13 protein-coding genes are annotated in these 14,420 nt (G+C 65.5%); 9 read left to right on the top strand and 4 right to left on the bottom strand.

The genetic code is table 11. The annotated features are described in order from the left end of the window. Nucleotides 1-8 precede the first annotated feature (8 nt). From ACLB0R_RS15240 to ACLB0R_RS15225, 4 genes are all read left to right on the top strand, one after another. Complete coding sequence (locus tag ACLB0R_RS15240; protein ID WP_416644201.1) at nucleotides 9-1,265, top strand: heavy-metal-associated domain-containing protein; 1,257 nt, start codon at nucleotides 9-11, stop codon at nucleotides 1,263-1,265. Continuing rightward, a complete protein-coding gene (locus tag ACLB0R_RS15235) occupies nucleotides 1,262-1,891 on the top strand; it encodes an HdaA/DnaA family protein (RefSeq protein ID WP_416644200.1) in 630 nt (209 codons plus the stop codon). The genes ACLB0R_RS15240 and ACLB0R_RS15235 overlap by 4 nt, the downstream gene beginning before the upstream one ends. 273 nt (nucleotides 1,892-2,164) lie before the next feature. Continuing rightward, entirely contained in the window at nucleotides 2,165-4,336 is a 2,172-nt protein-coding gene (locus tag ACLB0R_RS15230; RefSeq protein ID WP_416644199.1) for an RNA degradosome polyphosphate kinase, read from the top strand. Between the two features lie 14 nt (nucleotides 4,337-4,350). After that, nucleotides 4,351-5,856 (top strand): Ppx/GppA phosphatase family protein, encoded by a 1,506-nt coding sequence (locus ACLB0R_RS15225; protein WP_416644198.1) that lies wholly within the window; start codon nucleotides 4,351-4,353, stop codon nucleotides 5,854-5,856. Between the two features lie 15 nt (nucleotides 5,857-5,871). On the opposite strand, the gene ACLB0R_RS15220 is transcribed toward ACLB0R_RS15225, so the two are convergent. Both ACLB0R_RS15220 and rnd read right to left on the bottom strand, forming a co-directional pair. Beyond that, nucleotides 5,872-6,174 (bottom strand): I78 family peptidase inhibitor, encoded by a 303-nt coding sequence (locus tag ACLB0R_RS15220; RefSeq protein WP_416644197.1) that lies wholly within the window; start codon nucleotides 6,172-6,174, stop codon nucleotides 5,872-5,874. After that, on the bottom strand, nucleotides 6,174-7,343 hold the full coding sequence (rnd, locus tag ACLB0R_RS15215; RefSeq protein WP_416644196.1) for a ribonuclease D: 1,170 nt from the start codon (nucleotides 7,341-7,343) through the stop codon (nucleotides 6,174-6,176). Before rnd ends, ACLB0R_RS15220 begins: the two co-directional genes overlap by 1 nt. A gap of 175 nt (nucleotides 7,344-7,518) precedes the next feature. On the opposite strand from rnd, the gene aspS reads away from it, so the two are divergent. From aspS to ACLB0R_RS15195, 4 genes are all read left to right on the top strand, one after another. Then, entirely contained in the window at nucleotides 7,519-9,315 is a 1,797-nt protein-coding gene (gene aspS / locus ACLB0R_RS15210) for an aspartate--tRNA ligase (protein WP_416644195.1), read from the top strand. A 69-nt stretch (nucleotides 9,316-9,384) separates the two neighbouring features. Further along, complete coding sequence (locus ACLB0R_RS15205) at nucleotides 9,385-10,800, top strand: APC family permease (protein WP_416644194.1); 1,416 nt, start codon at nucleotides 9,385-9,387, stop codon at nucleotides 10,798-10,800. Continuing rightward, complete coding sequence (locus ACLB0R_RS15200) at nucleotides 10,797-11,573, top strand: polyphosphate kinase 2 family protein (RefSeq protein ID WP_416644193.1); 777 nt, start codon at nucleotides 10,797-10,799, stop codon at nucleotides 11,571-11,573. The genes ACLB0R_RS15205 and ACLB0R_RS15200 overlap by 4 nt, the downstream gene beginning before the upstream one ends. 122 nt (nucleotides 11,574-11,695) lie before the next feature. Beyond that, entirely contained in the window at nucleotides 11,696-12,088 is a 393-nt protein-coding gene (locus tag ACLB0R_RS15195) for a hypothetical protein (protein ID WP_416644192.1), read from the top strand. A 94-nt stretch (nucleotides 12,089-12,182) separates the two neighbouring features. Here ACLB0R_RS15195 and ACLB0R_RS15190 read toward each other — a convergent pair whose 3' ends face one another. Both ACLB0R_RS15190 and ACLB0R_RS15185 read right to left on the bottom strand, forming a co-directional pair. After that, nucleotides 12,183-12,683, bottom strand: coding sequence for a PepSY domain-containing protein (locus tag ACLB0R_RS15190; RefSeq protein ID WP_416644191.1), 501 nt, complete (start codon nucleotides 12,681-12,683; stop codon nucleotides 12,183-12,185). Between the two features lie 27 nt (nucleotides 12,684-12,710). Then, entirely contained in the window at nucleotides 12,711-13,340 is a 630-nt protein-coding gene (locus ACLB0R_RS15185) for a carbonic anhydrase (RefSeq protein ID WP_416644190.1), read from the bottom strand. A 65-nt stretch (nucleotides 13,341-13,405) separates the two neighbouring features. On the opposite strand from ACLB0R_RS15185, the gene lipA reads away from it, so the two are divergent. Continuing rightward, a complete protein-coding gene (gene lipA / locus ACLB0R_RS15180) occupies nucleotides 13,406-14,371 on the top strand; it encodes a lipoyl synthase (protein ID WP_416644189.1) in 966 nt (321 codons plus the stop codon). Nucleotides 14,372-14,420 lie beyond the last annotated feature (49 nt).

Here is a 14,420-nt window from a genome sequence, read left to right as displayed (position 1 = left end):
GGCGGCCGATGATCTGCCACCGCCTGCCGCCGACCGCCACGCTTATCCCGCTGCTCGTGCTTGCCGGGTTGGGCACGGCCGTGCTGGCGCAGGATAGCGAAGCGCCAGTCCGCGCCCCGCGCGCCGCCAATTATGACGATGGCAGCAGTCTTGAGATTGGGGGCATCGACGTCGACGTCGTCGGCAAAACCTCCAGCGCCGCGCGGCTCGCCGGTTGGCGGATCGCGCAGCGCAAGGGGTGGGAGATGCTGGCGCGGCGCTATGGCCGGGGTGGCTCGCTGTCGGACGGCACGCTCGATTCGGTCGTGTCGGCGATCGTCGTCGAGAATGAGCAGATCGGCGGCAATCGCTACATTGCGCGGCTGGGCGTCGAGTTCAATCGCGCGCGCGCGGGCGATTTGCTTGGCATTTCGATCGGCCAGGCGCGCTCGACGCCGATGCTGGTGATCCCGATCATCTGGTCGGGCGGCGTTGGCCGCGCGTTCGAAACGAAAACCCCGTGGCTCGAGGCCTGGTCACGCTTCCGCGCCGGCAACAGCACGATCGACTATGTCCGCCCCGCCGGCACCGGCCCCGACGCGCTGCTGATGAACACCGGCCAGGTACTGCGCCCGGGGCGGGGCTGGTGGCGCGCGATCCTGACGCAATATGGCGCGGCCAACGTGCTGATCCCGATCGTGCATCTGTACCGGCAATGGCCGGGCGGTCCGATCGTTGCGACGTTCCAGGCACGCTACGGCCCCGACAACCTGCTGCTCGGCAAGTTCGCCATCCGCGTCGCCAATGCCGACGCGTTGCCGGCGCTGCTCGATGCCGGCGTGCAGCGGATCGACGCGATGTATCAGCGCGCGCTCGCCGCCGATCTGTTCCAGCCCGATCCCGGCCTGGCCTATCGCCCGCCTGCTGCGGCGGTTGCCGAAGATGTTGGCGATAATTCGCTGATCGTCGACGACACCACCGAGGTTGCCGGCGCCAACACGATCACCGTGCAGGTCGATACGCCGAACGCGGGGGCCGTGACGACGGCGGAAGCATCGATCCGCGACGTGCCGGGGGCGAGCCAGGTCGTCACCTCCAGCCTGGCGCTCGGCGCGATTTCGGTGATGAAGGTCACCTATCAGGGCGACGCTAGCTCTTTGGCAGCAGCGCTTGAGGCGCGCGGCTGGCGGGTTCAGCGCGGCAACGGCGTGATCCGTATCGAGCGCCCGAGCGGCCCACCGACACCGTTGCCCGACGCAAAGACCGGCACCAAGACCGAGGGATGAAGCAATTCGCGTTACCGTTGGTCTTGCCCGACGCGCGGGCAGACGGTGAATTCATCATGAGCAGCTCGAACGAACATGCCGTCCAGCAATTGCGCCGCTGGGCGACATGGCCGGTGATGGCAGCGTTATTGACCGGCCCGCGCAAATCGGGGCGCAGCCTGCTTGGCCGGCTGTTCGTCGAACAAAGCCACGGCCGCGTGATCGACGATGCCGAGCGCCAGCTCGAAGCCGAGCTGTTTCACGCCTGGAACGCCGCGCAGACAAGCCGCCGGCCGCTGCTGATCATTGCCGATGAGCCACCGCCGGCTTGGGCTGTGCGATTGCCCGATCTGCGCTCGCGCCTCAATGCGACGCCGCACCTCGCCATCGAGCCGCCCGATGATTTCCTGCGCCAGGCCTTGTTCGAGCGGCTGTTCCTCCGCCGCGGCATCGATGCGCGCCCCGAACTCATCCTCTGGCTGCTCGCACGCGTCGATCGCAGCCATCTCGCGATCATCCGCGCGGTCGATGCGCTGGAGCAAGCCGCGTTCGAACAGCGGAAACGCTTGTCCATCCCGTTCGCGCGCGCCACATTGGCGGCAGCCGAGCTGTTGCCCGATCGCTCCTCCAACGCCGAGTCGCCTTAGGGTCTGTACTCACATGCAACAGGGATCGAGATTGCCCGTGGAAGACCGCCGACGAGGAGCGCAGCGCAGACGCGTAGCCATAGCTACGCGCAAGCAAGCGACGAAGCTCGGCGGTCTTCCACGGGCAACCGCCAAAGGCGGCGGGCATCTTTTGGCGCCTTGCGTCGTCATTCGTCGGTCACGATGCTTTGGCATCGCTCCCTTCTCGCTCCTCGCCCAGCACCAAAATCCGCTCCGTCTCGACCCTGTTGCATGTGAGTACAGACCCTGGCCATGACCCGCCCCGCGCCGATGACGATCCGCGACGATGACGATGACGCCTTCGCGCTGACCAACGGCGATCGCTACTTCAATCGCGAACTTTCCTGGCTGGCGTTCAATCGCCGGGTGCTCGATGAGGCATGCAACCCGGCGCACCCGCTACTCGAACGGCTCCGCTTCCTGGCGATTTCGGGCTCCAATCTCGACGAATTCTTCATGGTCCGTGTCGCCGGGCTGAAGGGCCAGCAGCTTCAGGATGTCGAGCAGATGTCGCCCGACGGCCTGACGGCGGGGCAGCAGCTTGCGGCGATCGTGGCGGAGGCGGATCGGCTCGTCGAGAGCCAGCGCGTCGTGTGGCGCACCTTGCGCGGGCAGTTGGCGGACATCGGCATCGCCGTGCTCGGCTCGCGGACGCTCGACGAAACCCTGTCAGCCGACGAAATCGCCTGGCTCGAAACGCATTTTCGCGAACAGATTTTCCCGATCCTGACGCCGCAGGCGCTCGACCCCGCGCACCCGTTCCCGTTCATGCCCAATAAGGGCCTGGCGGTGATGTTCGACCTGGTCCGCGTGTCGGACGAGACGCCGGTGCGCGAGCTGGTAATGCTGCCCGCCGCCTTGCCGCGCTTCGTGCGCCTGCCGGGCGAGCAGGCGCGCTATGTCGCGACCGAATCGCTCGTCAAGCGCTTCTCCGCGCTGGTCTTTCCCGGCTATCGGGTGCTTGGCGCCGCCGAATTCCGCGTCCTGCGCGACAGCGATATCGAGATCGAAGAAGAAGCGGAGGATCTCGTTCGCTATTTCGCCAACGCGATCAAGCGGCGGCGGCGCGGCCGAGTGATCCGGCTCGAACTCGAGTCCGGCATGCCCGATAGCCTCTCCGACGTGCTACGCGGCGAGCTTGGCGGCAGCGACGCATTCGTGACCGAGGGCGGCGCGTTCCTCGGCGTCGGTGATTTGTCGGACATCGTCGACGAGGATCGGCCCGACCTGAAATTCCCGCCCTATACCCCGCGCTTCCCCGAGCGTATTCGCGAATATGGCGGCGATTGCTTCGCGGCGATCCGCGCCAAGGACATCATCGTCCATCACCCATATGAGACGTTCGACGTCGTCCTCGCCTTTCTGAAGCAAGCTGCGGCCGACCCCGATGTCGTCGCGATCAAGCAAACGCTTTACCGCGCCGGCAAGCAGCCTGCCGTCATCAACGCGCTGATCGCGGCGGCCGAGTCGGGCAAGTCGGTCACCGCCGTCGTCGAGCTCAAGGCACGCTTCGATGAGGAGCAGAATCTGCTCTGGGCCTCCGCGCTGGAACGCGCCGGCGTGCAGGTCGTCTACGGCTTCATCGACTGGAAGACCCACGCCAAGGTGTCGATGGTGGTGCGGCGCGAGGGCGGCGTCTATCGCACCTACTGCCATTTCGGCACGGGCAATTACCACCCGATCACCGCGCGCATCTATACCGATCTCAGCTTCTTCACCGCCGATCCGCGCGTCGGTCGCGACGCGGCGCAGCTGTTCAATTATGTGACCGGCTATGTCGAGCCGACCGCGCTCGAGCTGATCGGCATTTCCCCACGCGACCTGCGCCAACGGCTCGTCGATCTCATCGATGGCGAAATCGCTTTCGCCCGTTCCGGCAAGCCCGCCGCGATCTGGGCGAAGATGAATTCGGTGGTCGATCCCGCCGTGATCGAGAAGCTTTATGAAGCTAGCAATGCCGGGGTCGAGATCGACCTCATCATCCGTGGCATCTGTTGCCTGAAGCCCGGCGTGCCCGGCATGTCCGAGCATATCCGGGTGAAATCGGTTGTCGGGCGGTTCCTTGAGCACAGCCGCATCTGGGCATTCGGCAACGGCAAGGCGCTGCCCAATGACGGCGCGAAATTGTTCATCTCCTCGGCCGACTGGATGCCGCGCAATTTTGATCGTCGCGTCGAATATATGCTGCCGATCACCAACAAGACCGTCCACGATCAGGTGCTCGATCAGGTGATGGTCGCCAATCTGATCGACAATGAGCAGAGCTGGGAATTGCAGTCGGATGGCAGCTATGTCCGCGTCGAGCCCGGTTCGCGGCCGTTCAACCTGCACCGCTATTTCATGACCAACCCGTCGCTGTCCGGACGCGGCGCGGCACTGTCGAGCGATGCGGTGCCGACCTTGTCGCTGCGCCGGCGACGCTAGGGCAGGGCGCGCCCATGGCGACCCTGTTGTTCCGCAAGACCCGCGCGGAAGCCGTGGGCGATGCGCGCACCGCGATCATCGATATCGGCTCGAACTCGATTCGCCTCGTCGTTTATCAGGGGCCGGCGCGCCTCCCGGCCATTTTGTTCAACGAGAAAGTGCTCGCCGGCCTCGGGCGGGGGATCAACGCCAATGGCCGCATCGAAGACAAGGCAATTGACGCGGCGATCGCCGCGCTCACCCGCTTTGCTGCCCTGGCGCGCGAGATGGACGTCGCCCGGCTGAGCGTCGTCGCCACCGCCGCCGTGCGCGATGCGGAGAATGGCCCGGAGCTGCTCGATCGCGTGCGCGCGATCGGCCTGCCGGTTCAGATGCTGTCGGGCGATCAGGAGGCCGTGGCAGCGGGGGAGGGCGTCATCTCCGCAATCCCCGATGCCGATGGCGTGGTCGGCGATCTCGGCGGCGGCAGCCTTGAGCTCGTCCGCGTGAAAAGCGGCGCGGTGCAGGACCGCGTATCCTTCCCGCTCGGGGTGCTCCGCGTCGCCGCGTTGCGCGAGAAGGGCGCGCGCAGTTTCCGCAACCATGTCGGCCAATTGATCGAGGAGGCTGGGTGGACCGGGCGCGGCGCCGGTTTGCCCCTCTATCTCGTCGGCGGTTCGTGGCGCGCGCTGGCGCGGCTCGACATGGCGCTGCATGCCTATCCGCTGCCGATCATCCACCAATATGAAATGTCGGCCGAGGCGATCACACGGCTGACCCGCACGCTGGCGCATATCGGCAAGGGCAAGCTGCGCGCGATTCCGAATATTTCGGCGGGTCGCGTGCCGATGCTGGGCGATGCCGCCGCGATCCTGGGCGTGCTGGTCAAGCATCTCTGGTCGTCGACGACGATCGTTTCCTCCTTCGGCTTGCGCGAAGGGCTGCTCTACAGCGCTTTGTCCGCCGAGGAGCGCGCGCAAGACCCGCTGATCGTCGCCGCCCGCGACGAGGGGCGCCGGCTTGGGCGCTTTGCCGAGCATGGCGATCTGCTCGATGGCTGGATCGCGCCGCTGTTCGGCGATGAGCCGCCAGCGCTGGCCCGGCTGCGCCACGCTGCCTGCCTGCTCGCCGATGTCGGCTGGCACGCCAATCCCGAATTCCGGGCCGAACGGGGCGTCGAGATCGCGTTGCACGGCAATTGGGTCGCGATCGACGCGGCGGGTCGCGCGATTATGGCGCAGGCGCTGTTCACCGGGCTTGGCGGCGGCACCGGAACGCCGGCGCCGCTCGAATTGCTGGCGGATGCAGATGATCTGGCGCGCGCGCGGCAATGGGGGCTGGCGATGCGGCTGGGGCAGCGGCTCTCCGGCGGCGTCGCCGCGCCGTTGCAACGATCACGGCTGGAAGCGAATGCCGAGCAGGTGTCGCTGTTTCTCGAGCAAAGCGACCTGCCGCTTTACGGCGAGACGGTCGAGCGCCGCCACAAGGCGCTGGCCGCCGCGTTCGATCGCAGCGCGGTGATGGGCATCAACCTGAAATAGCAGGCGCGGCTCGGCTCAGCCGCAGGTCACCCGCATGGCTTTCCTGCCGGGACGGAGGATGATGTTGAGCCGATCGGTCCGGTAATCCATCGTCATCATCGCGCCCATCGGCAACACGCGCAGCAGCGTGGCATGGGCGCGGCGCTTGGCGCGCTGAGCAATCTCGTCGGTGATGACGGTGCCGACCAGCCCCTGCACGCGATCGGCCTTGCAAGTCATGGCAAGGGCAGGGGGTGATGCCGGCGGCGGCGTACCGTCACTCGCGCAAGCGGCGAGTGCCATCGTCAACGCACCGCCAATGATCATTCTGCCCAGCATCACGCCTCCGTCCGCGTCATCTTGAGCTTGCCGTTCAGCACCGCGAAGCCCAGGCGCCCCTCGACCAGATCGAGGGCATCACGGCCGAATTGTTCAAACCGCCAGCCCTCCAGCATTGCCAGCCCGGTGCGTTGGCCGGCGGCAAGCAACTCAAGCTCATCGCTGCGCGCGAGCAATTTGGGCGCAACATCAATCTCGCGCGCGCGGATCTTGAGCAGCAGTTTCAACAGGTCAGCGACCAGCGCGCCTTCCTTGCCCAGCCCCGGCTTGCGATCGTCACGCGGCGGCATTTCGGCAGCGCTCAGCGGCTGCGCGTCTTCCAGCGCCGCCATCAGCCGGCCGCCGATATCGTTCGATGCCCAAGCCGCCGATAGCCCGCGCACCTTCGCCAGATCGGCCTGCTTACGCGGCGGGTGCCCAGCGAGATCGGCGAGCGTCTCGTCCTTAACGATGCGTCCGCGCGGCAAATCCTTGCCTTGCGCCTCGATTTCGCGCCACCGCGCCAGCGCCTTGAGCCGGCCGAGCACATCGGGCTTGCGGCTCGGTACGCGGACACGCTGCCACGCCTTGTCGGGGTCGTTGGCGTAGTTGGCGGGGTCGGCGAGGCGCTCCATTTCCTGATCGAGCCACGCGCCGCGCCCGGTTTTGCGCAATTTATCGAGCATCTTGGGGAAAATGCGCGCCAGATGCGTGACATCGCCGATCGCGTAATCGATTTGCCGCGCATCGAGCGGGCGCCGGCTCCAATCGGTGAAGCGCGCACCCTTGTCGACCGAAATGCCGAGATAGCTCTCCACCAGGCTTGAATAGCCGACCTGCTCGCCCAGCCCCAGCGCCATCGCGGCGATCTGGGTGTCGAACAGCGGATGCGGCGTCTTGCCGCTCAGATTATAGACGATCTCGATATCCTGCCCACCGGCGTGAAAGACCTTGAGCACGTCTTCATTGTCGACCAGCAGGCTGATCAGCGGCGCCAGATCGATGCCCGGCGCCATCGGGTCGATCGCGGCGGCCTCGTCCTTGTCGGCGATCTGGATCAGGCACAGCTCGGGATAATAGCTGTTCTCGCGCATGAATTCGGTATCGACGCAGACAAAGTCGGCCTTGGCGAGGCGGTGGCAGAGATTGGCGAGCGTTGCGCTGTCAGTGATAAGGTCGTGAACGTGCATCACGCCGCCATAGCGAGGCCGTGCGTGCTTGACAAAAGTTGCGTGGCGCGGAGAAGCGCTGCGCCATCACATTACCGTCATGCCAGCGCAGGCTGGCATCTCATGCCGGTTCGCGCCATCGCCTGAGACCCTGGCTCTCGCCAGGGTGACGCCAAGACAAAGAGACGCCCACGTAATGCACGCCTACCGTACCCATAACTGCGCCGAGCTGCGCCGCGACCATGTCAGCGAGACCGTTCGCCTGTCCGGCTGGGTGCACAAGAAGCGCGACCATGGCGATCTCGTCTTCGTCGATCTGCGCGATCATTATGGCATCACCCAGATCGTGAGCGAAGTCGATGGTCCGGCCTTCAAGGTAATCGAGAGTCTGCGCGCCGAGAGCGTGGTGACGGTGACGGGCAAAGTCGTCGCCCGCGCGAGCGAGGCGGTGAACCCCAATCTGCCGACCGGCGCGATCGAAGTGCGCGCGACCGAGGCGGTGGTGCAGTCCGCCGCGCAGGAGCTGCCGATGCCGGTGGCGGGCGAGGCCGATTACCCTGAGGACATCCGCCTGCGCTACCGCTTCCTCGATCTGCGCCGCGAGAAGCTCCACGCCAATATCCTGCTGCGCAGCCAGGTAATCGCGAGCCTGCGCCGTCGGATGATCGACCAGGGCTTCACCGAATTCCAGACGCCAATCCTGACCGCGTCGAGCCCCGAGGGCGCGCGCGATTATCTCGTGCCGAGCCGCGTCCACCCCGGCAAATTCTACGCGCTCCCCCAGGCGCCGCAGATGTTCAAGCAGCTGCTGATGGTCGCGGGGTTCGATCGCTATTTCCAGATCGCGCCTTGCTTCCGCGACGAGGATGCGCGCGCTGATCGCTCGCCCGGCGAATTCTACCAGCTCGATTTCGAGATGAGCTTCGTGACGCAGGACGACGTCTTCGCCGCGATCGAACCGGTGCTGCATGGCGTGTTCGAGGAATTCGCCGACTGGCAGGGCAAGGGCCGCACCGTCAGCCCGCTGCCGTTCAAGCGCATTCCGTACAAGGAATCGCTGCTGAAATATGGCAGCGACAAGCCTGATTTACGCAATCCGCTGCTGATCACCGATGTGTCGGAAGCGTTCAAGGGATCAGGCTTCGGCTTGTTCGACCGCATCGTCTCGGGCGGCGATGTCGTCCGCGCGATCCCGGCGCCGGGCACTGCCGACAAAAGCCGCAAATTCTTCGACGATATGAATGAATGGGCGCGGAGCGAAGGCTTTGCCGGCCTCGGCTATGTTACTCGCAAGGGCGGCGAGTTCGGCGGCCCGATTGCCAAGAACCATGGCGAGGACAAGATGGCTGCGCTGTACGACAGCCTCGGCCTTGGCCCTGATGATGGCCTGTTCTTCGCTGCCGGCAAAGAAGCGCAGGCGGCCAAGCTCGCGGGCCTCGGCCGCACGCGCATCGCGCAGCAGCTAGAGCTGATCGACCACAGCCGCTTCGAATTCTGCTGGATCGTCGATTTCCCGATGTTCGAATATGACGAGGACGCGAAGAAGATCGACTTCAGCCACAACCCGTTCAGCATGCCGCAGGGCGAGCTGGAAGCGCTGGAGACCAAGGACCCGCTCGATATCCTGGCCTATCAATATGACATCGTCTGCAACGGCGTGGAGCTGTCGTCGGGCGCGATCCGTAACCATCGGCCCGAGATCATGTATAAGGCATTCGAGATTGCCGGCTACACGCAGGAACAGGTCGACACCAATTTCGCCGGCATGATCAATGCGTTCAAGTTCGGCGCGCCGCCGCACGGGGGATCGGCACCGGGCGTCGACCGCATCGTGATGCTGCTGGCAGACGAACCCAATATCCGCGAAGTCATCACCTTCCCGATGACGCAGAAGGCCGAAGACCTGATGATGGGCGCGCCCAACTACGCGACGCCGAAGCAGCTGAAGGAGCTGCACATCAGGCTGGTCGATCAGCCCGGCGGCAAGGGTTAGCGGCGGTGGGGAAGGGCGGAGCCATGCTTTCCTCCTTCTCAACCAATTGCCGCTAGACATATCCGCACGATGCTCGACCACCAGCTCCAGCCCCAAGCGCCCGCACGACTGACGCGCAGCCTGGGGGTGGCAGGGGTGTTGTTCCTGACGCTGTCGGTTACGTCGCCCGCGTCATCGGTGTTCGTCATCGTGCCCGGCATGCTCCATGCAGCGGGCACGGGCGCGGTCTGGGCAATGCTGATCGCGGCGTTGGTGTGCGTGGCGACCGGCTTCATCTATGCCGAGCTGTCGTCCGCGTGGCCGGTGGCGGGCGGCGAATATGTCGCGGTTGCGCGCACGCTGGGGCCGCTGGCGGGTTTCGTGATGCTGGGCATCAATGTTTTCAACAACCTGCTGTTTCCACCCGCAATCGCCCTGGGGATCAGCGCGTTGCTGAGCGACCTCGTCCCCGGTCTGGCGCCGATCCCGACGGCTATGGCGGTTGTCGCTGGGGCAACGTTGGTCGCGCTGCTGCGCATCCGCACCAATGCCTGGATCACCGGCGCGTTTCTGCTGGTCGAGGTTGCGGCGTTGATCGGCGTGGTGTGGCTTGGCGCGGGTGCGGCGGTCCGCCCGGCGTTCGACTTGCTCGTCCGTCCGGTCATGGCAACGGGGGCAGGCCTGATCCCAGCGAGCGCCGGCGGTATTGGCGTCGCAGCGACGATCGCCATCTTCGCGCTCAATGGCTATGGCGCGGCGGTCTATTTCGGCGAGGAAATGCACGAGGCGCCGCGCCGCATCGCGCGCGCCATTCTGCTCGCTTTGCTGTTAACGCTCGCGCTGGAAATCGCGCCGCTCGTCGCGGTCCTCGTGGCAGCACCCGATCTTGCGCAGGTCTTGGCGGGCGACGATCCGTTCGGCGCGCTCGTCCGCGCGACCGCTGGTGACCGAGCCGGCGATCTTGTCGCGGTGGCGGTCGTCATCGCGATCGTCAACGCGATCATCGCCTGCGTGCTCGCCTGCGCGCGCTTCTTCTACGCGACGGGCCGCGACCAATGCTGGGGCCGGCCGATCGACCGCTGGTTCGTTCTCATCCATCCGCGGCTCAATTCGCCCTGGGCGGCGACGCTGTTCGCGGGCGGCATCGGCACCTTGTGCTGCCTCGTCCCGCTCCAGTTCCTGCTGGTGCTGAGCGGCACCGGGCTTGTCGCCATCTATGCAGGCATCGCCGCTGCCACGATCGCCGGCCGCGCGCGCCGGCTGACCGCGCATGCGCCCTACCGGATGCCGCTTTATCCGCTCGCGCCGATCGTCACGCTGATCGCGCTCGGCTACGTCTGCTGGACGAGCTGGCTTGACGTCGACGAAGGAAGGCCCGGCTTGATCGCCACGGCGGCGCAGATCATCCTGTCCGCTGGTTATTACGCGCTCGTGTTGCACCGGCGCGGCAATTGGAGCGCGCACATGCCCGATGACGAGCCTGCCGTCCGCGCCATCGCGCCATGATCGATCTCAGCAAGTTCGAAGCCGGCACGCCTTATGCCGGCGATTACGAGGCCGACCTTGCCGCTCTGCAAAAGCGCCTCGCGCACATCCAGGCGGCGCATATCTGCCACAGCAAGCGATCCATCGTGATGCTGGAGGGGTGGGACGCTGCGGGGAAGGGCGGCATCATCCAGCGGCTGACCGGCAAATGGGACCCGCGCTATTTCGAAGTCTGGCCGATCGGTGCCCCCACGCCGGAAGAGAAAGCGCGGCACTTCCTCTGGCGCTTCTGGCAGAAGCTGCCGATGGACGGCGACATCGGCGTGTTCGATCGCAGCTGGTATGGCCGCGTGCTCGTCGAGCGCGTCGAGGGTTTTGCGACCGAGGAGGAATGGCGGCGCGGCTATGACGAGATCAACGAATTCGAGGCGCAACAGGCCGATTCGGGCACCGCGATCGTCAAGCTGTTCGTCCATGTAACGCAGGCGACGCAGGACGTACGGCTGAAGGAGCGCATCGAACATCCGTGGAAGCGCTGGAAGATCGGGCTTGAGGATTTCCGCAACCGCGCACGCCGCGCGGATTATCTGGAAGCAATGGTCGAGATGTTCCGCCGCACCGATACGCGCTGGGGACCTTGGATCGTGATCGACGGCAACGACAAGCAGGCCGCGCGCATCGCCGCGCTGACCGCGATCGCCGATCGGCTCGAAGCGCATGTGCCCAGGGACCCGCCGCCGCTCGACCCGGAGCTTGAGAGCGTCGCGCGCAAGGCGCTGGGCAAGATTGGTTAGCAGCTAGGGCACGGCATACCGGCGCGAAGGTAAATGTCCGAGTTTGGCTGGGGAGCGGACTAGCCGCTTTGGGCCACAGATAGTACATTGCGGAGCAGCACCATCGGGCTAACACTCATTCAATGCGCGAGCCAGACTTGGAGATTGAGGGCTGGTGCCTCGAGGATGGCGAGGCTTACCACGCCGAGGCACCCGATACCTTCTGGATACCTGAGCGCCATAGGCGCGATAGCCTTCAAACGGGTGATCTTGTCAAGCTGATCTTCCGAATCAGCGTTGATAACGACGACCAGAATGTCGCTATCGAGCGCATGTGGGTCCTTGTCCGGGAGCGCACCGCGGACGGGTATCTTGGCGTCCTCGATAACGAACCCGACGCGATCGCCGAGAACGACGACTTCTGGCTTGGCAGCGAGGTTCCGTTTTCCGCCAAGCACGTCATCAACATCGAGGAGCGGGACGCGAACACCATTGCGCTCGCGTTGAAGGAGCCGCGCGTGCGCTGGTCAGGCTAAGCGCTACTCACGCCGGCTTTCGGAGGGCGACGATCGAGTTCTGAATGGCGGAGAATGGGGCGGTAGCAGACCGCCTGTTTTATGCGTCCGACGACTATAGCTTTAGCAACACGATCGGCAGCACCGTGCCGATCACCAGCAGGATCACGCCCGTCCGCCGCATCGACGGAGTCTGTAGCGCAATAACGATGCCGAGCAGCGTCGATACCGCGAGCGCAATAGCGAGCAGCACGGCGAATATCTTGAGCCCGGCAACGCCCATCGAAGGCTGCGGCACCTTGGCTGATTCTTGCTGCTCGGCCGGTGCGGCGGGCTTGTTGCCCTTGTGCTCCCCGGCCTCCGCCGTCGCCTCGTGGTCTGCCTTGGCATGATCGGCTTCAGAAGGCTTGGCGGGCTTGTCGCGCGGCGGCGCCTGGTTCTTGTGGATCGAGGCGATCCAGCTGATCCAGGCCGGGGGCACGTTGCCGTTCTTGGCGTCGTTCAGTCGATAGACCTGGAGCGCGCCGCTGACCGCGAACAGCAGCAACATCGGCGCGAAGAACAGGCCGAGATAGAAATGGAGCTTGCGCAGGCTGCGCAACGTCGAGGCTTTCATCGGGGGGCTCCAGATTTTGGGTGGCAGTCAGGCGGGTTTGAACTCGCCGGCGTCGTCCATCAGATGGAGCACCCCGTCGGCAATCGCAAAATAGGCGCCGCGCAGCTTGAGCGTTCCCGCTTCTTCGCGCTCGGCAACAAAGGGAAAGCCGCGCAGGTTGCGGATGCTGGTCCGCACCGTCTCAAGCTCCATCGCGCGAACCGCCTCGGGGCCGGTGCCGTGCGCCGCGATCACCCGCTCGCGCGCTTCGTCGAGCATGTCGACCCAGTGGGCGATGAAGCCGCCCGCGCCGGGGTCCTTGCCCTCGAACGCATGGGTGAGCGCGGCATTGGCGCCGCCGCACGCGCCGTGCCCCATCACCACCACTTCGTCGACCTCGAGCTGCGTCACCGCGAATTCCAGCGCGGCGGACACGCCATGGCGGCCGCCGCCCTGCTCATAAGGAGGCACCAGATTGGCAACGTTGCGCACGACGAAAATCTCGCCCGGCGAGGTATCGAAAATCTGCGCGGGGTCGACGCGGCTGTCCGAACAGGCGATCACCATCACGCGCGGGCTCTGGCCCTGGCTCAATTGCGCCCAACGCTCGCGCTGGCGCGCCCAGTCTTCGGAACGGAAGCGACGATAGCCGCCGATCAGTGCATCAAAGTCTGCCATGCTGCCGCCTTTCGCATCGGGCGGCAGGACTGGCAAGAGGGCGGATTAATCGCTATCTGCGCCGAATGAACGAGGTGACGTCCATCGCCGCGCCGCGCCCGCGCAAGCCCGATTGGATCAGGGTCAAGGCGCCGACCAGCACCGGCTTTGCCGAGACCAAAGCGCTGATGCGCCGGCTCAACCTGGCGACGGTGTGCGAGGAAGCGGCCTGCCCCAATATCGGCGAGTGCTGGACCAAAAAGCACGCCACGGTGATGATCCTGGGCGATACCTGCACGCGCGCCTGTGCGTTCTGCAACGTCAAGACCGGCATGCCGCGCGCGGTCGACGCGAGCGAGCCGCAGCATGTCGCCGATGCTGCGGCCGAGCTCGGGCTGGAGCATATCGTCATCACCTCGGTCGACCGCGATGACTTGCCGGATGGCGGCGCGAGCCAGTTCGTCAAGGTGATCGAGGCGCTGCGCCGCACGACGCCCGCGACGACGATCGAAATCCTGACCCCCGATTTTCGCAACAAGCATGAGCGCGCCGTGGAAGCGATCGTGGCGGCGCGACCCGACGTTTATAATCATAACCTCGAAACCGTGCCGCGGCTCTACCCGACGATCCGCCCTGGCGCGCGTTACTATGCCTCGCTGCGCCTGCTGGAGAGCGTGAAGCGGCACGATCCGTCGATCTTCACCAAATCGGGCATCATGCTCGGGCTGGGTGAGGAGCGGCTGGAGGTCCATCAGGTGATGGACGACATGCGCAGCGCCGACATAGACTTCCTGACGATGGGGCAATACCTCCAGCCGACACCGCGCCATGCCAAGGTCGCCGAGTTCGTAACGCCGCAAGCGTTCAACGCTTATGCCGCGATCGCGCGCGCCAAGGGCTTCCTGCTCGTCGCCGCCTCGCCGCTGACACGCTCCAGCTACCATGCCGGCGATGATTTCGCGAAACTGCGTGCCGCGCGGGAGGCGCAACTCAACACCGCAGCCCTCAACAAAAACGTCACGCCAGCGCAAGCTGGGGTCGTAGGCCGCTAAGCGATGCCAGCTTCCGCTGGCATGACGCAAAATATGGCAGGCTGGGCAG

This window comes from Sphingomonas sp. GlSt437 (genome assembly GCF_048015635.2).
Taxonomy (GTDB): Bacteria; Pseudomonadota; Alphaproteobacteria; order Sphingomonadales; family Sphingomonadaceae; genus Sphingomonas.
This window is presented reverse-complemented; position numbering and strand designations above follow the sequence as displayed.

Excerpts from the sequence above, each read along its gene's own strand:
- ACLB0R_RS15195 (WP_416644192.1), top strand. The coding sequence starts at position 11,696 with ATGCGCGAGCCAGACTTGGAGATTGAGGGCTGGTGCCTCGAGGATGGC.
- ACLB0R_RS15220 (WP_416644197.1), bottom strand. The coding sequence starts at position 6,174 with ATGCTGGGCAGAATGATCATTGGCGGTGCGTTGACGATGGCACTCGCC.
- ACLB0R_RS15235 (WP_416644200.1), top strand. The coding sequence starts at position 1,262 with ATGAAGCAATTCGCGTTACCGTTGGTCTTGCCCGACGCGCGGGCAGAC.
- ACLB0R_RS15205 (WP_416644194.1), top strand. The coding sequence starts at position 9,385 with ATGCTCGACCACCAGCTCCAGCCCCAAGCGCCCGCACGACTGACGCGC.
- aspS (WP_416644195.1), top strand. The coding sequence starts at position 7,519 with ATGCACGCCTACCGTACCCATAACTGCGCCGAGCTGCGCCGCGACCAT.
- ACLB0R_RS15185 (WP_416644190.1), bottom strand. The coding sequence starts at position 13,340 with ATGGCAGACTTTGATGCACTGATCGGCGGCTATCGTCGCTTCCGTTCC.
- ACLB0R_RS15225 (WP_416644198.1), top strand. The coding sequence starts at position 4,351 with ATGGCGACCCTGTTGTTCCGCAAGACCCGCGCGGAAGCCGTGGGCGAT.
- lipA (WP_416644189.1), top strand. The coding sequence starts at position 13,406 with ATGAACGAGGTGACGTCCATCGCCGCGCCGCGCCCGCGCAAGCCCGAT.
- ACLB0R_RS15240 (WP_416644201.1), top strand. The coding sequence starts at position 9 with ATGATCTGCCACCGCCTGCCGCCGACCGCCACGCTTATCCCGCTGCTC.
- rnd (WP_416644196.1), bottom strand. The coding sequence starts at position 7,343 with ATGCACGTTCACGACCTTATCACTGACAGCGCAACGCTCGCCAATCTC.
- ACLB0R_RS15200 (WP_416644193.1), top strand. The coding sequence starts at position 10,797 with ATGATCGATCTCAGCAAGTTCGAAGCCGGCACGCCTTATGCCGGCGAT.
- ACLB0R_RS15230 (WP_416644199.1), top strand. The coding sequence starts at position 2,165 with ATGACCCGCCCCGCGCCGATGACGATCCGCGACGATGACGATGACGCC.
- ACLB0R_RS15190 (WP_416644191.1), bottom strand. The coding sequence starts at position 12,683 with ATGAAAGCCTCGACGTTGCGCAGCCTGCGCAAGCTCCATTTCTATCTC.